The 13,250-nt window shown below is 70.2% G+C and carries 21 protein-coding genes; 7 read left to right on the top strand and 14 right to left on the bottom strand.

Annotated features, from left to right (window positions below; all coding sequences use genetic code 11):
• Window positions 1-13: 13 nt before the first annotated feature.
• Window positions 14-1,699 (bottom strand): GGDEF domain-containing protein, encoded by a 1,686-nt coding sequence (locus DFI_RS19650; RefSeq protein WP_027462849.1) that lies wholly within the window; start codon window positions 1,697-1,699, stop codon window positions 14-16.
• 141 nt (window positions 1,700-1,840) lie between these two features.
• Here DFI_RS19650 and DFI_RS19645 point away from each other — a divergent pair, with 141 nt between their 5' ends.
• Together DFI_RS19645 and DFI_RS19640 are read left to right on the top strand one after the other, a co-directional pair.
• Entirely contained in the window at window positions 1,841-2,158 is a 318-nt protein-coding gene (locus DFI_RS19645) for a hypothetical protein (protein ID WP_027462848.1), read from the top strand.
• 48 nt (window positions 2,159-2,206) lie between these two features.
• Window positions 2,207-2,824 carry a hypothetical protein gene (locus DFI_RS19640; RefSeq protein WP_027462847.1) on the top strand — a complete coding sequence of 206 codons (618 nt, stop codon included), beginning with the start codon at window positions 2,207-2,209 and terminating at the stop codon, window positions 2,822-2,824.
• Between the two features lie 85 nt (window positions 2,825-2,909).
• Here DFI_RS19640 and DFI_RS19635 read toward each other — a convergent pair whose 3' ends face one another.
• A complete protein-coding gene (locus DFI_RS19635; RefSeq protein ID WP_027462846.1) occupies window positions 2,910-3,224 on the bottom strand; it encodes a hypothetical protein in 315 nt (104 codons plus the stop codon).
• A gap of 75 nt (window positions 3,225-3,299) precedes the next feature.
• On the opposite strand from DFI_RS19635, the gene DFI_RS19630 reads away from it, so the two are divergent.
• Window positions 3,300-3,791, top strand: coding sequence for a hypothetical protein (locus DFI_RS19630; RefSeq protein ID WP_027462845.1), 492 nt, complete (start codon window positions 3,300-3,302; stop codon window positions 3,789-3,791).
• Between the two features lie 72 nt (window positions 3,792-3,863).
• On the opposite strand, the gene DFI_RS19625 is transcribed toward DFI_RS19630, so the two are convergent.
• Window positions 3,864-4,250 carry a hypothetical protein gene (locus DFI_RS19625; RefSeq protein WP_027462844.1) on the bottom strand — a complete coding sequence of 129 codons (387 nt, stop codon included), beginning with the start codon at window positions 4,248-4,250 and terminating at the stop codon, window positions 3,864-3,866.
• An 89-nt stretch (window positions 4,251-4,339) separates the two neighbouring features.
• On the opposite strand from DFI_RS19625, the gene lepB reads away from it, so the two are divergent.
• Window positions 4,340-5,116: a signal peptidase I gene (lepB, locus tag DFI_RS19620; protein ID WP_027462843.1), complete on the top strand. Its 777-nt coding sequence runs from the start codon at window positions 4,340-4,342 to the stop codon at window positions 5,114-5,116.
• A gap of 222 nt (window positions 5,117-5,338) precedes the next feature.
• Here the strand turns inward: lepB and DFI_RS19615 are convergent, their stop codons facing one another.
• Window positions 5,339-5,653 (bottom strand): hypothetical protein, encoded by a 315-nt coding sequence (locus DFI_RS19615; protein WP_027462842.1) that lies wholly within the window; start codon window positions 5,651-5,653, stop codon window positions 5,339-5,341.
• 97 nt (window positions 5,654-5,750) lie between these two features.
• Here DFI_RS19615 and DFI_RS19610 point away from each other — a divergent pair, with 97 nt between their 5' ends.
• Window positions 5,751-6,662 carry a hypothetical protein gene (locus DFI_RS19610; protein ID WP_051307722.1) on the top strand — a complete coding sequence of 304 codons (912 nt, stop codon included), beginning with the start codon at window positions 5,751-5,753 and terminating at the stop codon, window positions 6,660-6,662.
• A 94-nt stretch (window positions 6,663-6,756) separates the two neighbouring features.
• Here DFI_RS19610 and DFI_RS19605 read toward each other — a convergent pair whose 3' ends face one another.
• The 8 genes from DFI_RS19605 to DFI_RS19570 form a co-directional block, all read right to left on the bottom strand.
• Window positions 6,757-7,056, bottom strand: a complete 300-nt coding sequence (locus tag DFI_RS19605; protein ID WP_081425818.1) for a DUF2834 domain-containing protein — start codon at window positions 7,054-7,056, stop codon at window positions 6,757-6,759.
• Window positions 7,057-7,119: 63 nt separating this feature from the next.
• A complete protein-coding gene (locus tag DFI_RS19600) occupies window positions 7,120-7,623 on the bottom strand; it encodes a hypothetical protein (protein ID WP_155864544.1) in 504 nt (167 codons plus the stop codon).
• A 55-nt stretch (window positions 7,624-7,678) separates the two neighbouring features.
• Entirely contained in the window at window positions 7,679-8,050 is a 372-nt protein-coding gene (locus DFI_RS19595; RefSeq protein ID WP_027462839.1) for a hypothetical protein, read from the bottom strand.
• 25 nt (window positions 8,051-8,075) lie between these two features.
• Window positions 8,076-8,291, bottom strand: a complete 216-nt coding sequence (locus DFI_RS20480) for a hypothetical protein (RefSeq protein ID WP_155864543.1) — start codon at window positions 8,289-8,291, stop codon at window positions 8,076-8,078.
• Between the two features lie 173 nt (window positions 8,292-8,464).
• Entirely contained in the window at window positions 8,465-8,644 is a 180-nt protein-coding gene (locus DFI_RS19585) for a hypothetical protein (protein WP_027462837.1), read from the bottom strand.
• Between the two features lie 148 nt (window positions 8,645-8,792).
• Complete coding sequence (locus DFI_RS19580) at window positions 8,793-9,050, bottom strand: hypothetical protein (RefSeq protein ID WP_027462836.1); 258 nt, start codon at window positions 9,048-9,050, stop codon at window positions 8,793-8,795.
• A gap of 55 nt (window positions 9,051-9,105) precedes the next feature.
• Window positions 9,106-9,459 carry a hypothetical protein gene (locus tag DFI_RS19575; RefSeq protein WP_027462835.1) on the bottom strand — a complete coding sequence of 118 codons (354 nt, stop codon included), beginning with the start codon at window positions 9,457-9,459 and terminating at the stop codon, window positions 9,106-9,108.
• A 66-nt stretch (window positions 9,460-9,525) separates the two neighbouring features.
• A complete protein-coding gene (locus tag DFI_RS19570; RefSeq protein WP_027462834.1) occupies window positions 9,526-10,209 on the bottom strand; it encodes a hypothetical protein in 684 nt (227 codons plus the stop codon).
• 147 nt (window positions 10,210-10,356) lie between these two features.
• Here DFI_RS19570 and DFI_RS19565 point away from each other — a divergent pair, with 147 nt between their 5' ends.
• Window positions 10,357-11,529: a branched-chain amino acid ABC transporter substrate-binding protein gene (locus DFI_RS19565; protein WP_162145416.1), complete on the top strand. Its 1,173-nt coding sequence runs from the start codon at window positions 10,357-10,359 to the stop codon at window positions 11,527-11,529.
• Window positions 11,530-11,592: 63 nt separating this feature from the next.
• On the opposite strand, the gene DFI_RS19560 is transcribed toward DFI_RS19565, so the two are convergent.
• Together DFI_RS19560 and DFI_RS19555 are read right to left on the bottom strand one after the other, a co-directional pair.
• A complete protein-coding gene (locus DFI_RS19560; protein WP_027462833.1) occupies window positions 11,593-12,075 on the bottom strand; it encodes a hypothetical protein in 483 nt (160 codons plus the stop codon).
• A gap of 17 nt (window positions 12,076-12,092) precedes the next feature.
• Window positions 12,093-12,854: a suppressor of fused domain protein gene (locus tag DFI_RS19555; RefSeq protein ID WP_027462832.1), complete on the bottom strand. Its 762-nt coding sequence runs from the start codon at window positions 12,852-12,854 to the stop codon at window positions 12,093-12,095.
• An 89-nt stretch (window positions 12,855-12,943) separates the two neighbouring features.
• Between DFI_RS19555 and DFI_RS19550 the strand changes: the two genes are divergently transcribed.
• Window positions 12,944-13,237: a hypothetical protein gene (locus DFI_RS19550; protein WP_027462831.1), complete on the top strand. Its 294-nt coding sequence runs from the start codon at window positions 12,944-12,946 to the stop codon at window positions 13,235-13,237.
• Window positions 13,238-13,250 lie beyond the last annotated feature (13 nt).

Genomic DNA, 13,250 nt, shown 5'->3' with positions numbered 1-13,250 from the left:
GCCAGGCCCCGCCTCACCCACGCACCTCCGGGAACAGGCAGGCCCGGTCCCGTCCGGCTTCTTTGGCGGCGTACAGGGCCTGATCGGCCTCGCCGACCAGGGTGTCCAGGTCGTGACTGGCCTGCCGGCTCACGCCGAAACTCGCGGTGACGGGCCGCCCGGTCGCCCACGCGAACGTCCGGAACCGGACCCGCAGCCGCTCACAGGTCCCCACGGCCTGCGCCGGGGTGGTGTGCGGCAGCAGGAGGATGAACTCCTCCCCGCCCCAGCGGCACAGCAGGTCCCCGTCGCGGATGCAGCCGGTGATGACCTGCACCACCTGCCGGAGCACCTCGTCCCCGGTCTGGTGACCGAACGTATCGTTGATCCCTTTGAAGTGGTCGATGTCGATCAGGACGACGCTGTGATGCCCGCGCTCGGCGAGGCGGGGGCGGCTGGCCTGAAGGAACGCGCGGCGGTTGAGGCTCCCGGTCAGGCTGTCGTGGTTGGCGGCGTGGGTGAGGTGCGCGTTCGCGGCGGTGAGCTCCTCGTTGCGCCGGCGGTGCTCGCGGATCTCGTGCGTGAGCAGCAGCGCCTGAGTACGCTGGTTGTGCCGGCGTTCCGTGGCCTTCCGGTCCAGCACGTGAAAGCGTTTGAAGGTCCGCAGGGCCAGCGCGTGGTCCCCGGCGCGTTCCTCCAGCCGGGCCCGGACGTCCAGCACCGCCTGCAGGCCCGCGTCGTCCTGGTGCTCCTGTGCAAACCGCTCCGCCTGCGCCAGCCAGTCCCGGGCGCGGCGCCACTCGCCCATGCGCACGTGCAGCGTCCCGAGCAGCGTGAGCACCTCGAGTTCCAGCGCCGGGTCAGGGCACCCCTCGGTCAGGCGCCGCGCGTCCAGTAGCGTCTGCGCGCTCGCCTGGTGCATGCCGAGCTCCATCTGCACCAGCCCGATCTGGGTGGTGGCGCACGCCACTCCGATGCCGTTCCCGAGTGACTGCTCGATCTCCAGACTCTCCTGCGCCGCTGCCAGCGCCGTCTGGTACCGCCCGTCCCTGTGCAGGGCGACACTCAGGTTGTTCAGGGTCGTCGCCAGCGTCGCCGGCCGCTGCAGGGCCCGGGCGGCCCGCACGCCGTCCTCGGCCGCCTGCCGCGCCGCGTCGATGTGCCCCACTTCGAGGTAGAGGTTCGCGCGGTTGATCAACGTCAGCGTGTACGTCTCCCAGTTGCCCTGCGCCTCAGCGAACGTCAGGCTCTGCAGGCTCCAGTCCAGCGCGGCGTCGAGATCCCCCATGCCCTGCGCGGCCAGGGACAGGTTGTTCAGGGCCTTGCCGTACATCTCGTTCAGGCCCGCCTCGCGGCTGCCGAGCAGCACGTGGTGGAAGTGCCCGTACGCCTGCCGGAACTGCGCGCGTTCCTGCGCGAGGATGCCGCGCAGGTTCTCCGCACTCAGCAGGCCGGGCCGGTCGTCCTGCGCCGTGAAGCGCTCCGTCGCCTCGCGGTTGAGGCGTTCTGCCAGGCCGTACCGTTGCAGCCGCGCGGCGCAGACACTCGCGTGCTGGCACGCCCAGGCCGCCAGCGCCTCCACGCCCTGCTGGAGCGCCTCCCGGCGCAGGTGCAGGCCACGCTGGAGGCCCTGGCGGGGGTTGCGGTACTGCAGGGCGCTGAGCGCGTCGATCTCAGTCTGAAGGGAAACACCGGGGGGTGGCGCGGCAGGAACAGTCATCGGCAGGGTCTTCCTTGAAAGGGGCGGGAGGCGTGCACCGGGAGTCACGGACAGAAGCAGGCAGGGCGCCTGCTTCTGAGCATCAGCGACAGGTGGGTGGTTGCGGCCTCCGCCGCACCCCCGGCGCGCTAGAACACCCCTGTGAGCGAAGTCGAGTGGGAACGCGGGTACCCGGACGCCCTGGCCCTCCTGGCGGAGGACGAGCGCGTGCGGGATGAAACCGTGTGGGTCAACTTCACCCACCCCGCCGAACCGCGGTACCTGCTGCACGCCGTGGCGTACCGGGACGCCGGGTCCTATGCCGCCGCACTCGAGCCCTACCGGAAGCGTGGCTTTGTGCCCGCCATGCCCTACGGCGAACTCGCCTATGACGCGAAGACCGTCCGGCCCGGCATGACCGCAGCTGAAGTGGACTCGGTCGTGCAGGCCTCCCTGGATTCCGATGCCTGGCCCGAATGACGCCCGAATCGCACGATGGCGGAGACCGCCTCTCGATTCAGGAAACCCATGACTGAACCGCCCCAGCCGATCATTTCCAGTGCCGAAGACGCCGCCGTGTACGACGTCCTGTGCCGCACCTTCGGGCTTCGCGCCCCGCCCTGGACGCCGTTCGAGTCGGACCTCATCCACTACGACCGCGCGGAGTACGACCAGTTGAAGGCCGAGCTGGCCGCCCTGGACCCGGGCGCGGTGCAGCTCGTCCTCGACACCTTCGGGCACGGCAAGGACGGGCTGGAATGGCAGCTGGACCTGAGCCTGCCGTCCGGGCCGCACCCGAGCGTGCTGCGCGTGCACGACCGGGGCGTGACCGCATGGTACGACCAGTACTGGAAGATCGACTGGGACGGGGAGGTGGACTGGCTCCTGGCGTGGGTCTGGGCCCCGGACGAACGCACGGCCCGTCAGACGCTGGAGGAGGCGCTGCGGCGCAGGGACCCGGGTGCCCTGCAGTACCTGGAGTCCGTGCAGGTGCACCTCGGGAACGTCCTGCCGGCCGCCCTGCACCCGCGCCGGGTGCCGTACCTGGACCGGCAGCTTTACGGCAAGTGGATCGCGATGCTCGAACGCGCGCAGTACGCCGGCCTGGACGGGGACGACACGGTGGTCGCCTTCCAGCTGCCCTGAGCGGCCCGGCCTCAGGCGTCGTTCAGCGGTTTTCAGGCGAGGTGCACTGGACCGGCGGCCACACTCCTGAGTTGCGCCAGGGCGTTCAGGCGGGTTGCGCAATCAGGCGGGCGAGGGCCTCGGCGGGCAATGGCCGTGCGGCCGTACGGGCCAGCAGGTGCTGACGCTGCTTCCCGGGGACGAACTCGGCCAGTTCCGGCCGGACGCGCAGCAGCACCTCCCAGGTCGAGGACGCCAGGGGCGGAATCCTGGTCCCGCCGAGCAGCGTCTGCATCAGGAGGTGGGCGCGGTGGCTCGCGGCGTGCTCCCGCGTCATCCACGGCGGCCGCTGCGTGCGCCCGTCATCGGCGCCGCTCACGCGGGAGTTGGGCTGCGCTGCACGGTCGGCCGGGTCACTCATGCCGCCAGTGTAGGGGCCGTGCACGAAAACCGATTTAGCGCGGCATGCGGGACCAGGAGCGCCTACCATGCAGCCATGCGCGCCGTCTTCCTGCTTCTTGCCCTCGCCACGTCGGCCAGCGCCGCCCCTCTGATCGGCAGCACGGCCGATCTGCGCAGCACGCCGCTGTGCCGGACGTACACCTGTACGCTCCTGAAAACGCACACCGTTAGCAGCGCCGCGGAGAACGTCATCGTCGCCCCGGGCGGCAGCGTCGTGCAGTACCGCCTCACGGCCGGCACAGTGGTCTTCGACGTGTGGGTGGGCCGCGGTAAGGCGAAGACGGTCACCGACGTCTGGGCCCGGCCGCGCGCGCCTATGAACCGCGCCGCCCTGCCTCCAGCCGCGGAACTCATCCGGGTCACGGCGGACATCTCCGCTTCAGGCGCCATGAAGGCCGCCGAGCACTGGCTGAAGGAGGCCACCAACCCCGGGACCGGGGCGGAGCGCCTGTACGTCACCCCGACCATCTACGTGAACGCGGCCGGGAAGGACGGGAACTTCCTGATCATCCTCAAGAACGACTGACTGAACGCGACCCCCGAGTCGTCCCGAGACGCTCCAGCCGTCCGGCCCTGACCCCAGCCGTGACCCCCCGCCTCACGCGGTGGTCTTCGTTAGGGTGCGGGGCGGGACCAGACCCTTGCCCGGAACGTACTCCCCGCCGAGCAGACTCGCGGCCACCTTCACCTTGCGGCTGAGCACGGCGTCGGCCGCGAACAGCACCACTCCGGCGAGTGCCAGAGTGACCACCCACTCCCACGCGGTGCCCGGCTGCGTCAGGACCGGCACGAGCAGCGTGAACGGGTAGGCCATCACGGGGAAGCCCGCGAACAGCTGCGGCCGGGCCTTCAGAGCGGTGAAGGCCTCCTGCTGCCACTGGGGCAACGCCTTGAGGTTCTCCTCCCATTCACTGGTGCGCAGGGGGACGGTGGTGAACAGGTACGCCCAGGCACGCTGGTAGGCGGGGGTGAGCTTGATGGTCATGGTCCGAGCGTAAGCGGCGCGTGGGTGACGCCAGGTTCTGCGCAGGATTCCGACTTGCACTCACCCGGGCGCTTCCTATCCTGAGGGGGATGACTGACTCCCCCAAGCCGCGGTCCCGTCCCCTGCGCCGTCTCTGGAAGGAGTGGCTCGAACCCGTCGCGCTCGCCGTGGTCCTCACGCAGTTCGGGGCGACCGCCGTCGGCGTGGACGGGGTGAGCATGATGCCGGGCCTGCGCGACCACGAGCGGCTGATCGTGCCGAAGTACGAGACGTGGCTGCATAGGGCCGGGATCGGGGAGTTCCAGCGGGGCGACATCCTGGTCTTCAAGCCGTCCCGCGCGGTGGCCGCGCAGGTGCCGCACCTGAACCGCGAGGTCCTGGGCGGCGCGTGGACGTACCGGCCGTTCCTGATCAAACGCCTGATCGGCCTCCCCGGGGACCGGGTACGCGTCACCGCCGGCGAGGTGTACGTGAACGGCGCCCACCTGGATTCCGCGTGGACGACCGGATACTGGCAGGAGCAGGGCTGCTGGGACACGGAAAGCGACCTCGCCAATCGGGCCGCATCTGCCCGGGACGGCGTGCTGACCGACGCCCCGGAGATCACCGTGCCCGAAGGTCACTACTTCGTGATGGGCGACAACCGCACCGCGCGCGGCAGCGAGGACTCCCGCGCGTTCGGGCCGGTCCCGCGGGCGGACGTCGCGGGGCGCGCGGCGGTCGTGATCTGGCCACCCCTGCGGTCTGAGAACGTCCGGTTCGACTGCGCGGGCCTGAAGGTCCAGGACTTCAGTGGGGCGAAAGTCCGCAACGTCCGCATGCTGGACCGCCCAACCGGCTTCTCGGCCGTGCCCGCGCCGCGCTGAGCCCGGTCGGGACGACTCAGAGCCAGACCCGCGCCACAAAGGGCTGCCAGGACAAAAAGGTCTGCCATGACAGCAGTGACAACACCAGGTCCGCGAACGGGACCAGATCCGGAAAGATGATGAGCACCCACGTCACGCCCGGCAGCGTCAGCAGCCGCCGGCCTTGCCTTGGGGGCGCGGCACCGCCTTTCAGTCCCGACCTGGGCGCCCGTGCCAGTCCATTCAGGTGATGGCGTCCAGGTGCACTGCCCACTGCGCCATCACGCCGGCAAGCACCTCCCGTGGAAGGACCCCACGGAACGCCCCGTATTTCGCGGTGATCACGATGTCGCCGTCTTGGGCGGACAGCCAGTACCCGGCTGTGTCGAAGACGTACCCGTGGGCCGTGGTGAGGGCGGCCGCGCGGAGATTCCTCGCATCGTCGCCGAGCGGCAGATCGCCGCACATGGCGGCCAGGTGCGCGAGCAGGTCGGGGTCGAGATCCCCGGTCTGCTCGAAGGCTGGTTCGTGCCGGTCGGTGATTCCCACGATGTTCATCCGCGGTCAGCGTACCCCCTGCCCGGTCAACCCACGTCCCACCCTGCTGAGCCCCGCCCGCTGGCCTTTCGCCGGGCCACATCCTTAGACTGGAGGGGTGACTGGCCTGCATCCGACCGATGAACGCGCGGTGACGGCATTGCGCGTGCTGCGTCACCCGGACCTGAGCGCCAGTGAGCAGCTCGACGCCCTGCTGCCGCTGCTCGACATTCCCGGCGTGCAGAAGGTGCTGCGCAGCAACCTCAAGCCGGTGTTCGAGGACGCCCGCACGGACGGCATCGACCTGAGCCGCCCGCCGGCGGACATGCACGTGTGGCTGCAAAAACCCCTGGGGCGCATCGGGGATGATCTCGGCGCCGCGAAACCCAACACGTACAACGCCCGCGCGACTGCCCTGTCGCGGATGTACGAGCGGCTGCGTGAACTCGGTGCCGTGACGGCCAATCCGGTGGCCGACCTGCCTCGGCACGCCCGGGAGCGCGCCACCGATCCCCTCCCGTCCCGCGTGGAACTGCAGCGGCTGCACGTGCACGCCACGGACCCGCACGTCCGCGCGGCACTGCACCTGATCGATGACCTGGCGTTTACCATGACGGACCTGCTGACCCTCCGCTGGGCGCAGGTGGATCTCAGCCGCGAACGGCTGCTGCGGCGCACCGAGTGCCGCCTGCCGCAGGCGAGCCTGCAGGCGCTGCACGCCCTGGCCCGCCTGGACGCGGCGCCCCTGAACCCGGACGCGGCGGATCAGCGAGTGTTTCCGTTCGACGATCAGCAATTGCGCGCCCGGTTGTGGCAGGCGTTCCAGGCGGCGGACGTGGCGTGGGTGCCGCCGAGCCAGCTGCGGATGGCGGCCTTGCGGGACCATGGGCTGGTGGTGACGGCGTCCCCGCACCTGGCGGCGCATCAGTTCGGGTTCACGGACGTGCGGGCCTACCAGCAGGCCGTGGACCTCGCCCGCGCCCTGAGCGTACGGGACCCGGACGACACGGCAGCCTCACGGGGGGACTGATGGCTGGCGCAGGTGTCACACCGACAGGCTTCTCTTCTGGCCGGTTCCTCTCGGGCACCGCTGACGGGCCTTACCCCTGGCGTCTTAGCCACCGCTACCGCTGATAGAGGAACAGAGGCAGGCCGCATGACGCGCCCACCAGGAAGCAGGCCAGGACGGGCAGACACGGGGGAGGCATGTGCAGGCGCCGGGACTCCGCCGTGGACCATACGAGGATCGTCACCACGCTGAGCACCACGTCCAGCCAGGCGAAGGTGGACAGGCGGGAAGCGGCGATCTCCTGCCACAGCCGGGCGAGGTTCAGGCCGTGTTCCCCCAGCCACGGCACGAACGCCAAATAAGGGACGACCGCGCCAAGAATCGCCAGTAGAAGGTAGACGCCGGGCATCGACATGCCCTGACTGTACCGGCGCGGAACGTGCCGGGCATGCCTGCCCTGCCACGCCAGCCGGCGCGTTCATCCGGGCGTGAAGGCGTACCGCCCGGTGACCTGCACACGCCGGTCATCCCAGACGACCAGGCTCCCATGCGCGCCGCACGTGTTGTCCCTGAGCAGGAGTCCCGGGTAATCGCGCTGGGCAGCCTGGCAGATCGCCGCCTGGTGCGTGAGGTACAGCGTGCCCCGCTCGTGGTCCCGCCTCACCTCACGGGGATCGAGGTCCGCCTTCTCGCACAGAAAGCGCAGCACGGCCGGGTCGCGCAGGGCCGGGAAGGGCCCGGTGGCCCGCACCCCGAGCAGTTCCCCGGTGCCACTGGCCGGATGCGTGGCGTACCAGAGCGCGGCCTGGACGCGGTCGGCCAGCCACAGCCCTTCCAGGCCGGGCGTCGGATCATGGAATGCGGCCGCCTGGGTGGGATTGCCGTGCCACCAGGCGGCCCCCTGCGCGCGCTGGTCACGCACGAAGCGCCGCAACTCAGGCGTGAACTCGGGTGGGGGATAGGGCGTGGAGACGAGCGTCATGGCCCGGCCCGGACCCAGCAGGGGTGAACGCCTCGAATCGGGAGCTCAAGGGGGGTCAGCGGGCCTGGGTCGCCACCACCAGCGTGGACGCCCGGTCGGCGGACACCAGGTCGTAGAAGCAGACTTCGGCCGCCTGCACGTAGCACGTGTACTGCGGCTGCACGTCGCCGTTGGCGCCGGTCAGCGTCCGTTCAACGCGTGACGCGCCGCGGTTCGTGAGCTCCCGGACGACGGCCCGCCTCTCGTCGGGGCTGAGGGCCGCCTCGCACCTGGGCCGGGCCCACAGGGTGGCGCTGCACCGGACGGCTGGCGCGCGCAGGCTGGTCAACTGCTGCTGGAGCGCCGCCCGGGTGGTGGTGGCCTGCCAGGCCCAGGCGCCCAGCCCGGTCAGGAAGAGGAGAACGGCAATGATCGGTGCGGTCTTCATGGGCGTGTCACGTCAGTATCGGGGGTCACGTCCGCCCTGAACGCTGGAGGTGCGCCTCGCCCAGGGCAGTGACCACGGACCGGGCCTCGAACCAGCCCTCAGTCCAGCTCTCCGGCGGGAAGTCCCGTGCGATGACCGGCTGGATGAGCGCGCACGCCTCGTACAGGCGTTCCCGGGCATCCTCCTGGAGAAGTGGCTGCTGGGCCCGCGCCGCACCCTTGACCTGCCCGTGGGTACGCATGGCGGCCGCGTATGCCGTCAGCACGGAATCGGCCAGGAGCCCAGACTGGCGAAGATCGGCCAGCGCCTGGTCCCGCGCTGCCCATGCACTGAATCCAGGCGGAAGGGACCGGCGGGGGAGAGGAACCGGGAACTGCTCGGCCCAGCGCCGCGCGAGGTCGGGAGAGGCCGCAGTCACGACTGAGCCTGACCGCCGCGCGACCGCTCCTGGTGCCGTTCGATGCGGGCGGCGCGCAGGACGTCCGTGGTCAGGGTGTCGAGCAGGCGGACGAGTGCGGTGACGTCCCCACCGAAGTGCGTGTCGGCGAGTGCCGTCAGGGTTGGGCGGGCGGTGGTGTCAGGCGTGGTGTTCATGGGGACTCCTGAAGGTCGGGATGCAGGCGAAGCGCCGCCTGGCGAGGGCGGCGCGGTGGAGGGTGGAGAGGCTCAGCTTCTGGTCGGTGGTCAGACCTGCGGAGTCAGGAGCATGACCCGGACGGTCTGTACCTGCCACGTGGTTCCTTCACCAGGTCCGGGTCACGAAGATGAGCAGGCTGGTCAGCAGCAGCAGGCCGAGCGGGAGGGTCAGGGGCCAGTATCCCCGGTCGGTTCTGCTCTGCCAGGCGCTGAGCAGCGTGGACACACCGAGCAGGACGAGGCTCACCAGATGGGAGGTTCCGGTCCACTCCGGCATCCAGAACCGGACGGTGACACTGACGAGGAAGAGGACCAGGAGGACGATCTGCGCGCCTTTGATGACCCGGCGGGCGGTCGGGGACATGCCCCCAGTGTGGCAGGGCCGCGCCGCAGCCGTGCCCGCAGTTCGCGCCCGCACGCTACTTGAGGATGAACGTCTGGGCCGGGACGCTGTTCTCTACGGCGGCGCACAGGGTGTAGGCGGTGGCGCGGGCCGTGTGGATCTTGAAGCAGCTGGTCGTCCCGGGCAGCGTGCCGGCCCTGACGCCGACGTGCAGAGTGTTGCCGGTGCGGGTGAAGGTGAACGCCGCGTGCCGGTCGAGGCGCTCGACGCGCGTGAACCCCCGCCGGACATCCACGTTCAAAACCTTCCCGGCCTTCACGGGCACTTCGAGGGACCAGCCGTCCGTCTCGCGCAGGGGAAGCGTCAGGGCAGGGGCAGCACTGGCCAGACCGGCTACCAGGAACAGGAGAATTGCAGACAACTTTGGCATGCCGCTTGTGAACCCCGCCGGGCGGGGTGAAGGGTCATGCGGGGCGGACGGGGCGAGGGACATGGTTCACTGTCCGGCGCAGGTGGGTGAACGCAGCACGCACAGGCCTCTCGGCGACCGGCCCATTCGCTGGGACGGGCGCAGGGTGAGGGGCCGCCGGGGAGGTGGGTCCAGGTGCTCCAGGAGCTGAGCCTGCAGGTGCGCGTACGCCGAAGGACCGCGCAGCCCGGCACGGTACGCGCGAATCACGGCCGCGAGCAGCGGCGGGGCGGGGTAGCCGCGCACGAGGTACCGGGCGTTCTTCCAGCCGACGCCCAGCGCCCGTAGGCCGTTGTACGCCCGCAGGAAGTCCGGGACCGGCTCGCCCCACTCCTCGTACAGGTCGACGCTGATGCGCAGCAGGGCGGGCCGGTCACTGACCAGCACGCCGAGCAGCCGGGTGTCCACGCCGCCCAGGGTGTGGTGGAGTTCGATGGTTCGGCCGACGAGGTCCGCCGGGGCCTGTTCAGGAAGCCGCAGGGGCAGGATGCCGGGCGCCGGGCCCGGGGCGGGCGTGACGGGCGGCGCCGCGCGGGGCGGGGGGATGAGGGGGGCGACGGCCATCCAGGCCGGGTCGAGGGGGGAGATCAGGGTGCCGCCGCGGCCGGTCATGACGTTGAGCACGCTGGTCGTCAACTTGCCGCGCAGGCGGGGTTCCGGCGCGCTCGTGCAGGCCACCAGGGGTCGGAACAGTTCTTCTGCGGTGATCATCTGGCCTCCTGGTCGGTCCGCCGACCTGTTCACTGTGCGGCGCAGGTGGGTGAATGCAGAGGTGTCTTCGGTGCGTCCGGTCGGCGCATGGGGAGGTCCGCAGGGAGTTCGCCGGGAATCCACCCATGTGCAGTGAACAGTGAAGGGGTGAAACGCACTCTCCTGTCCGCCAGCGCCTTGCTTACGACCCTCCTGGGCAGCGCCGCTCACGCCGAAGTCATCAAGGTGGTGTCCGTCTCCCCGCTGACGGGCACCCGCGCCACGCTGGGCGTGGAGTTCCGCCGGGGCGCGGAGATGGCCCTGCGCCTGCACACCCCGGCCTTCAACAAGCTGGGGCACAGCCTGAAGCTCCTGCCGCTGGACGATCAGGGCAACCCCACGCGGGCGGGCCTGCTGTCGGGCGTGCTGCAGGGGGACAACCACATCCTGGGCATCGTCGGTCCGCAGAACTCCGGGGTGGTGAACGCCCTGGCCGCCGCGCTGAAACCGTCGCCGATCGCGATGGTGGCGCCGTCGAGTACGAACGATGACCTCACGCAGCAGGGCTGGAACTACTTCAACCGCCTGCCGTCCCCCGACCTCGCGCAGGCGGGTGTCGCGGCGGCATTCCTGAAGGCGAAGTTCCGTCCCCGGCGCGTGTATGTCGTGTCCGACAACACGACCTACGGCAACGGCCTGACCGAGGTGATGCAGGCCCGCCTTGCGGCCGAGGGCGTCAAGGTCGTCGGCTTCCTCGGGGCGTCCACCCCGGAGCAGATCGAGGACGTCCTGCGGCGCATCAAGGGCCTGGACGCGGACCTGGTGTACTTCGGCGGCACGGACCTCGCCGCGGCCGCGGTACTGAAGGCCATGCGCAAGGGCGGCGTCACCGTGCCGTTCGCGGCCGGGCATGGGGTGTTCTCGGCGGCGTTCGTGGAAGCCGCCGGGGACGCGGCGGAGGGCGTGGTGTTCTCCTCACCGATGGCGCCGCTGGAGAAACTCCCCGCTGCGCAGGCCTTCCTTCGGGAGTACCGCGCGCGATACCGGGCGGAACCCAACCCCCGCGCCCTGGCGGCGTTCGAGTCCATGAACGTGCTGCTCCTGGCGACCCTGAACGAGATCGGCGGGGTGAAGGGCAAGGTGCCCACCCGCGCCCAGGTGATGGCGGCCGTGCGCAAGGTCAACCTCCCGGCCTGCACGGGCACCGGGGTGTGCATGAACCCGAGTGGGCCGTTGTCGTTCGACGCGTCAGGGGAGCGGCGCACGTCGCGGGTGTACATGCTGGAGTACGGCAAGGGCGGCGTGCCGGAACTGCTAAGCACCGAAACCACCAGCCGCTGAAGCTCAATCGAGATCAGGCCACCTCTTGCGGGGTGGCCTGATCTCATTGGAAGCTCACTGGATCTACAAGGCCGGGTTCTGCACGCGCCAGATGTCGACGCACTTGAAGTGCAGGTCCTCTGCGTCCAGCCAGACCTCCACGGTATCCCCGACGAACCGCCACCACCAGCGGTTGCCCCCGACGTGTCGCCGGGAGATGCCTTCCTCTCCGGACAGCACGTCATCCATCCGCCCGGCTCGTTTGCGGACCGCGACATCCCACACCACGGCCTGTTCCGTTTCGAGCACCAGAGCCCGGATGGCCGTCAGGGCTTCGAAGTGGTCGCCTGCAGCGGTGTCCCCGGCGTGTGCCGCCCAGCGGAAGGTGCCGTCGGGGGACACCGCCACCCCCACCAGGGGCGAGTCGTGCGGGACCACCGCCGGGAACGTCAGCCTGACCTGCACATCGCCGTCCTGCTCTTCAATCCGGCAGACCAACCCGGAGCCGGACATGCTCAGGAACCACCCTGGCTCGTACGCCTCGAACGCCTTCACGTCATCCCACACGGGTTCAGTGTCGCGCGTCAGCCGCGCAGGCGCTGCCACCAGGACCGTTTGGTGGCGGGGGCGGCATTCACGCGGTCCGGGGTGAGCAGCTCGTTCACGCCCGCTTCGTTCAGCCGGTTCAGGAGGGCGTCCAGGCCGTGCGTGAGTTTCAGGTCCATCTCCTCGGTGGTGAGGGGAACGACGGCGTAGAAGCGCAGTTCCGGCACCTTCTCCGGGTCGCTCAATTCCTGCAGGTCATCCAGCACCGGGGGGAGCAGCACAATCCCGCTTAGCTCGGTGCCGGGGGCGTATGGCCGGGCGGGGTCGCCGTTCGGGACGGTGTGCCCGATGCCCAGCCACGTGCGGTACTGGTGTGGAAGCCGGGCGGTGCCCTTCAGAAGCCGCACCGGCCAGTAGTGGCGCTCGTCCTCAAACGCCTCTTGCGTGAGTGGCCACTCGGGCGGGAGGGCGAGCAGGAGTTCCGCCCGTTCCAGGGAGCCCGTCCCTTCCATCAGACTCTGTTCCTGCGCGACTTCAGGCACGGTCATGGGCAGGTCGCTCATGCCGGAGGTGGCCAGGACGGTGTATGGCCGCGCCACGGTCGGCGGGTACATGTAGATGTCGAGGTGCACGACGTCACTGATCAGCTCGTGGAACACCATCGGCTCAGCGCCGAGCACGCGGCCCAGGTGCCGTTCGAACGCTTCCCGGACGCCTGCGCTCGTGTCCGCGACGGGCCGGGTGTCGTCCTGGGCGTCGTGGCGGTAGATGCGGGTGCCGTCCGGCGCAAACTCACTCATGCCCGGCATCGTACTGAGCCTCTGCGCGCTTCCGGAGCGAAGTTGACCGGGTCACATCCTGCAGAGCGGCCCCCCAGGCTCGACCTACCATGGAGTCAGGACGCCTGTACCACCCGGCGTTCCAGGGAGGGAACATGGACGACCAGACCGACACGAACCGCCACCCGGAAGCGCCGCGGTCCTCCCTGCGGGAGCGCCTGACCGGCAACCGTTTCCTGCGTGGCGTCGGGAATGCCGGCGGCGCCGTGAACGGGCTGCTGGGGCAGGGCAGCGTGGCCCCGCCGCTTCTTCCGCCCGCGGTGGAATGCCTGGCTCCGCCCGTCCCGGAGAACGACGAGTTTGCCGCCGCGTTCCGGAAGGTGCAGGAGGACCGCCAGCGCTGAGAACGCCGCCCGG

The sequence above is a fragment of the Deinococcus ficus genome, assembly GCF_003444775.1.
Taxonomy (GTDB): domain Bacteria; phylum Deinococcota; class Deinococci; order Deinococcales; family Deinococcaceae; genus Deinococcus; species Deinococcus ficus.
The sequence above is the reverse complement of the archived record's forward strand: the minus strand, read 5'-3'. Positions and strand labels throughout refer to the sequence as shown.

Bases quoted from the DNA above. Each gene is read 5' to 3' on its own strand.
- DFI_RS19580 (WP_027462836.1), bottom strand. From the start codon at position 9,050: ATGTCCCCGACCGCCCGCCGGGTCATCAAAGGCGCGCAGATCGTCCTC.
- DFI_RS19605 (WP_081425818.1), bottom strand. From the start codon at position 7,056: ATGTCGATGCCCGGCGTCTACCTTCTACTGGCGATTCTTGGCGCGGTC.
- DFI_RS19625 (WP_027462844.1), bottom strand. From the start codon at position 4,250: ATGACCATCAAGCTCACCCCCGCCTACCAGCGTGCCTGGGCGTACCTG.
- DFI_RS19600 (WP_155864544.1), bottom strand. From the start codon at position 7,623: ATGACGCTCGTCTCCACGCCCTATCCCCCACCCGAGTTCACGCCTGAG.
- DFI_RS19650 (WP_027462849.1), bottom strand. From the start codon at position 1,699: ATGACTGTTCCTGCCGCGCCACCCCCCGGTGTTTCCCTTCAGACTGAG.
- DFI_RS19615 (WP_027462842.1), bottom strand. From the start codon at position 5,653: ATGAACATCGTGGGAATCACCGACCGGCACGAACCAGCCTTCGAGCAG.
- DFI_RS19635 (WP_027462846.1), bottom strand. From the start codon at position 3,224: ATGAGTGACCCGGCCGACCGTGCAGCGCAGCCCAACTCCCGCGTGAGC.
- DFI_RS19585 (WP_027462837.1), bottom strand. From the start codon at position 8,644: ATGAACACCACGCCTGACACCACCGCCCGCCCAACCCTGACGGCACTC.
- DFI_RS19640 (WP_027462847.1), top strand. From the start codon at position 2,207: ATGACTGAACCGCCCCAGCCGATCATTTCCAGTGCCGAAGACGCCGCC.
- DFI_RS19630 (WP_027462845.1), top strand. From the start codon at position 3,300: ATGCGCGCCGTCTTCCTGCTTCTTGCCCTCGCCACGTCGGCCAGCGCC.
- DFI_RS20480 (WP_155864543.1), bottom strand. From the start codon at position 8,291: ATGCGTACCCACGGGCAGGTCAAGGGTGCGGCGCGGGCCCAGCAGCCA.
- lepB (WP_027462843.1), top strand. From the start codon at position 4,340: ATGACTGACTCCCCCAAGCCGCGGTCCCGTCCCCTGCGCCGTCTCTGG.
- DFI_RS19595 (WP_027462839.1), bottom strand. From the start codon at position 8,050: ATGAAGACCGCACCGATCATTGCCGTTCTCCTCTTCCTGACCGGGCTG.
- DFI_RS19575 (WP_027462835.1), bottom strand. From the start codon at position 9,459: ATGCCAAAGTTGTCTGCAATTCTCCTGTTCCTGGTAGCCGGTCTGGCC.
- DFI_RS19550 (WP_027462831.1), top strand. From the start codon at position 12,944: ATGGAGTCAGGACGCCTGTACCACCCGGCGTTCCAGGGAGGGAACATG.
- DFI_RS19570 (WP_027462834.1), bottom strand. From the start codon at position 10,209: ATGATCACCGCAGAAGAACTGTTCCGACCCCTGGTGGCCTGCACGAGC.
- DFI_RS19555 (WP_027462832.1), bottom strand. From the start codon at position 12,854: ATGAGTGAGTTTGCGCCGGACGGCACCCGCATCTACCGCCACGACGCC.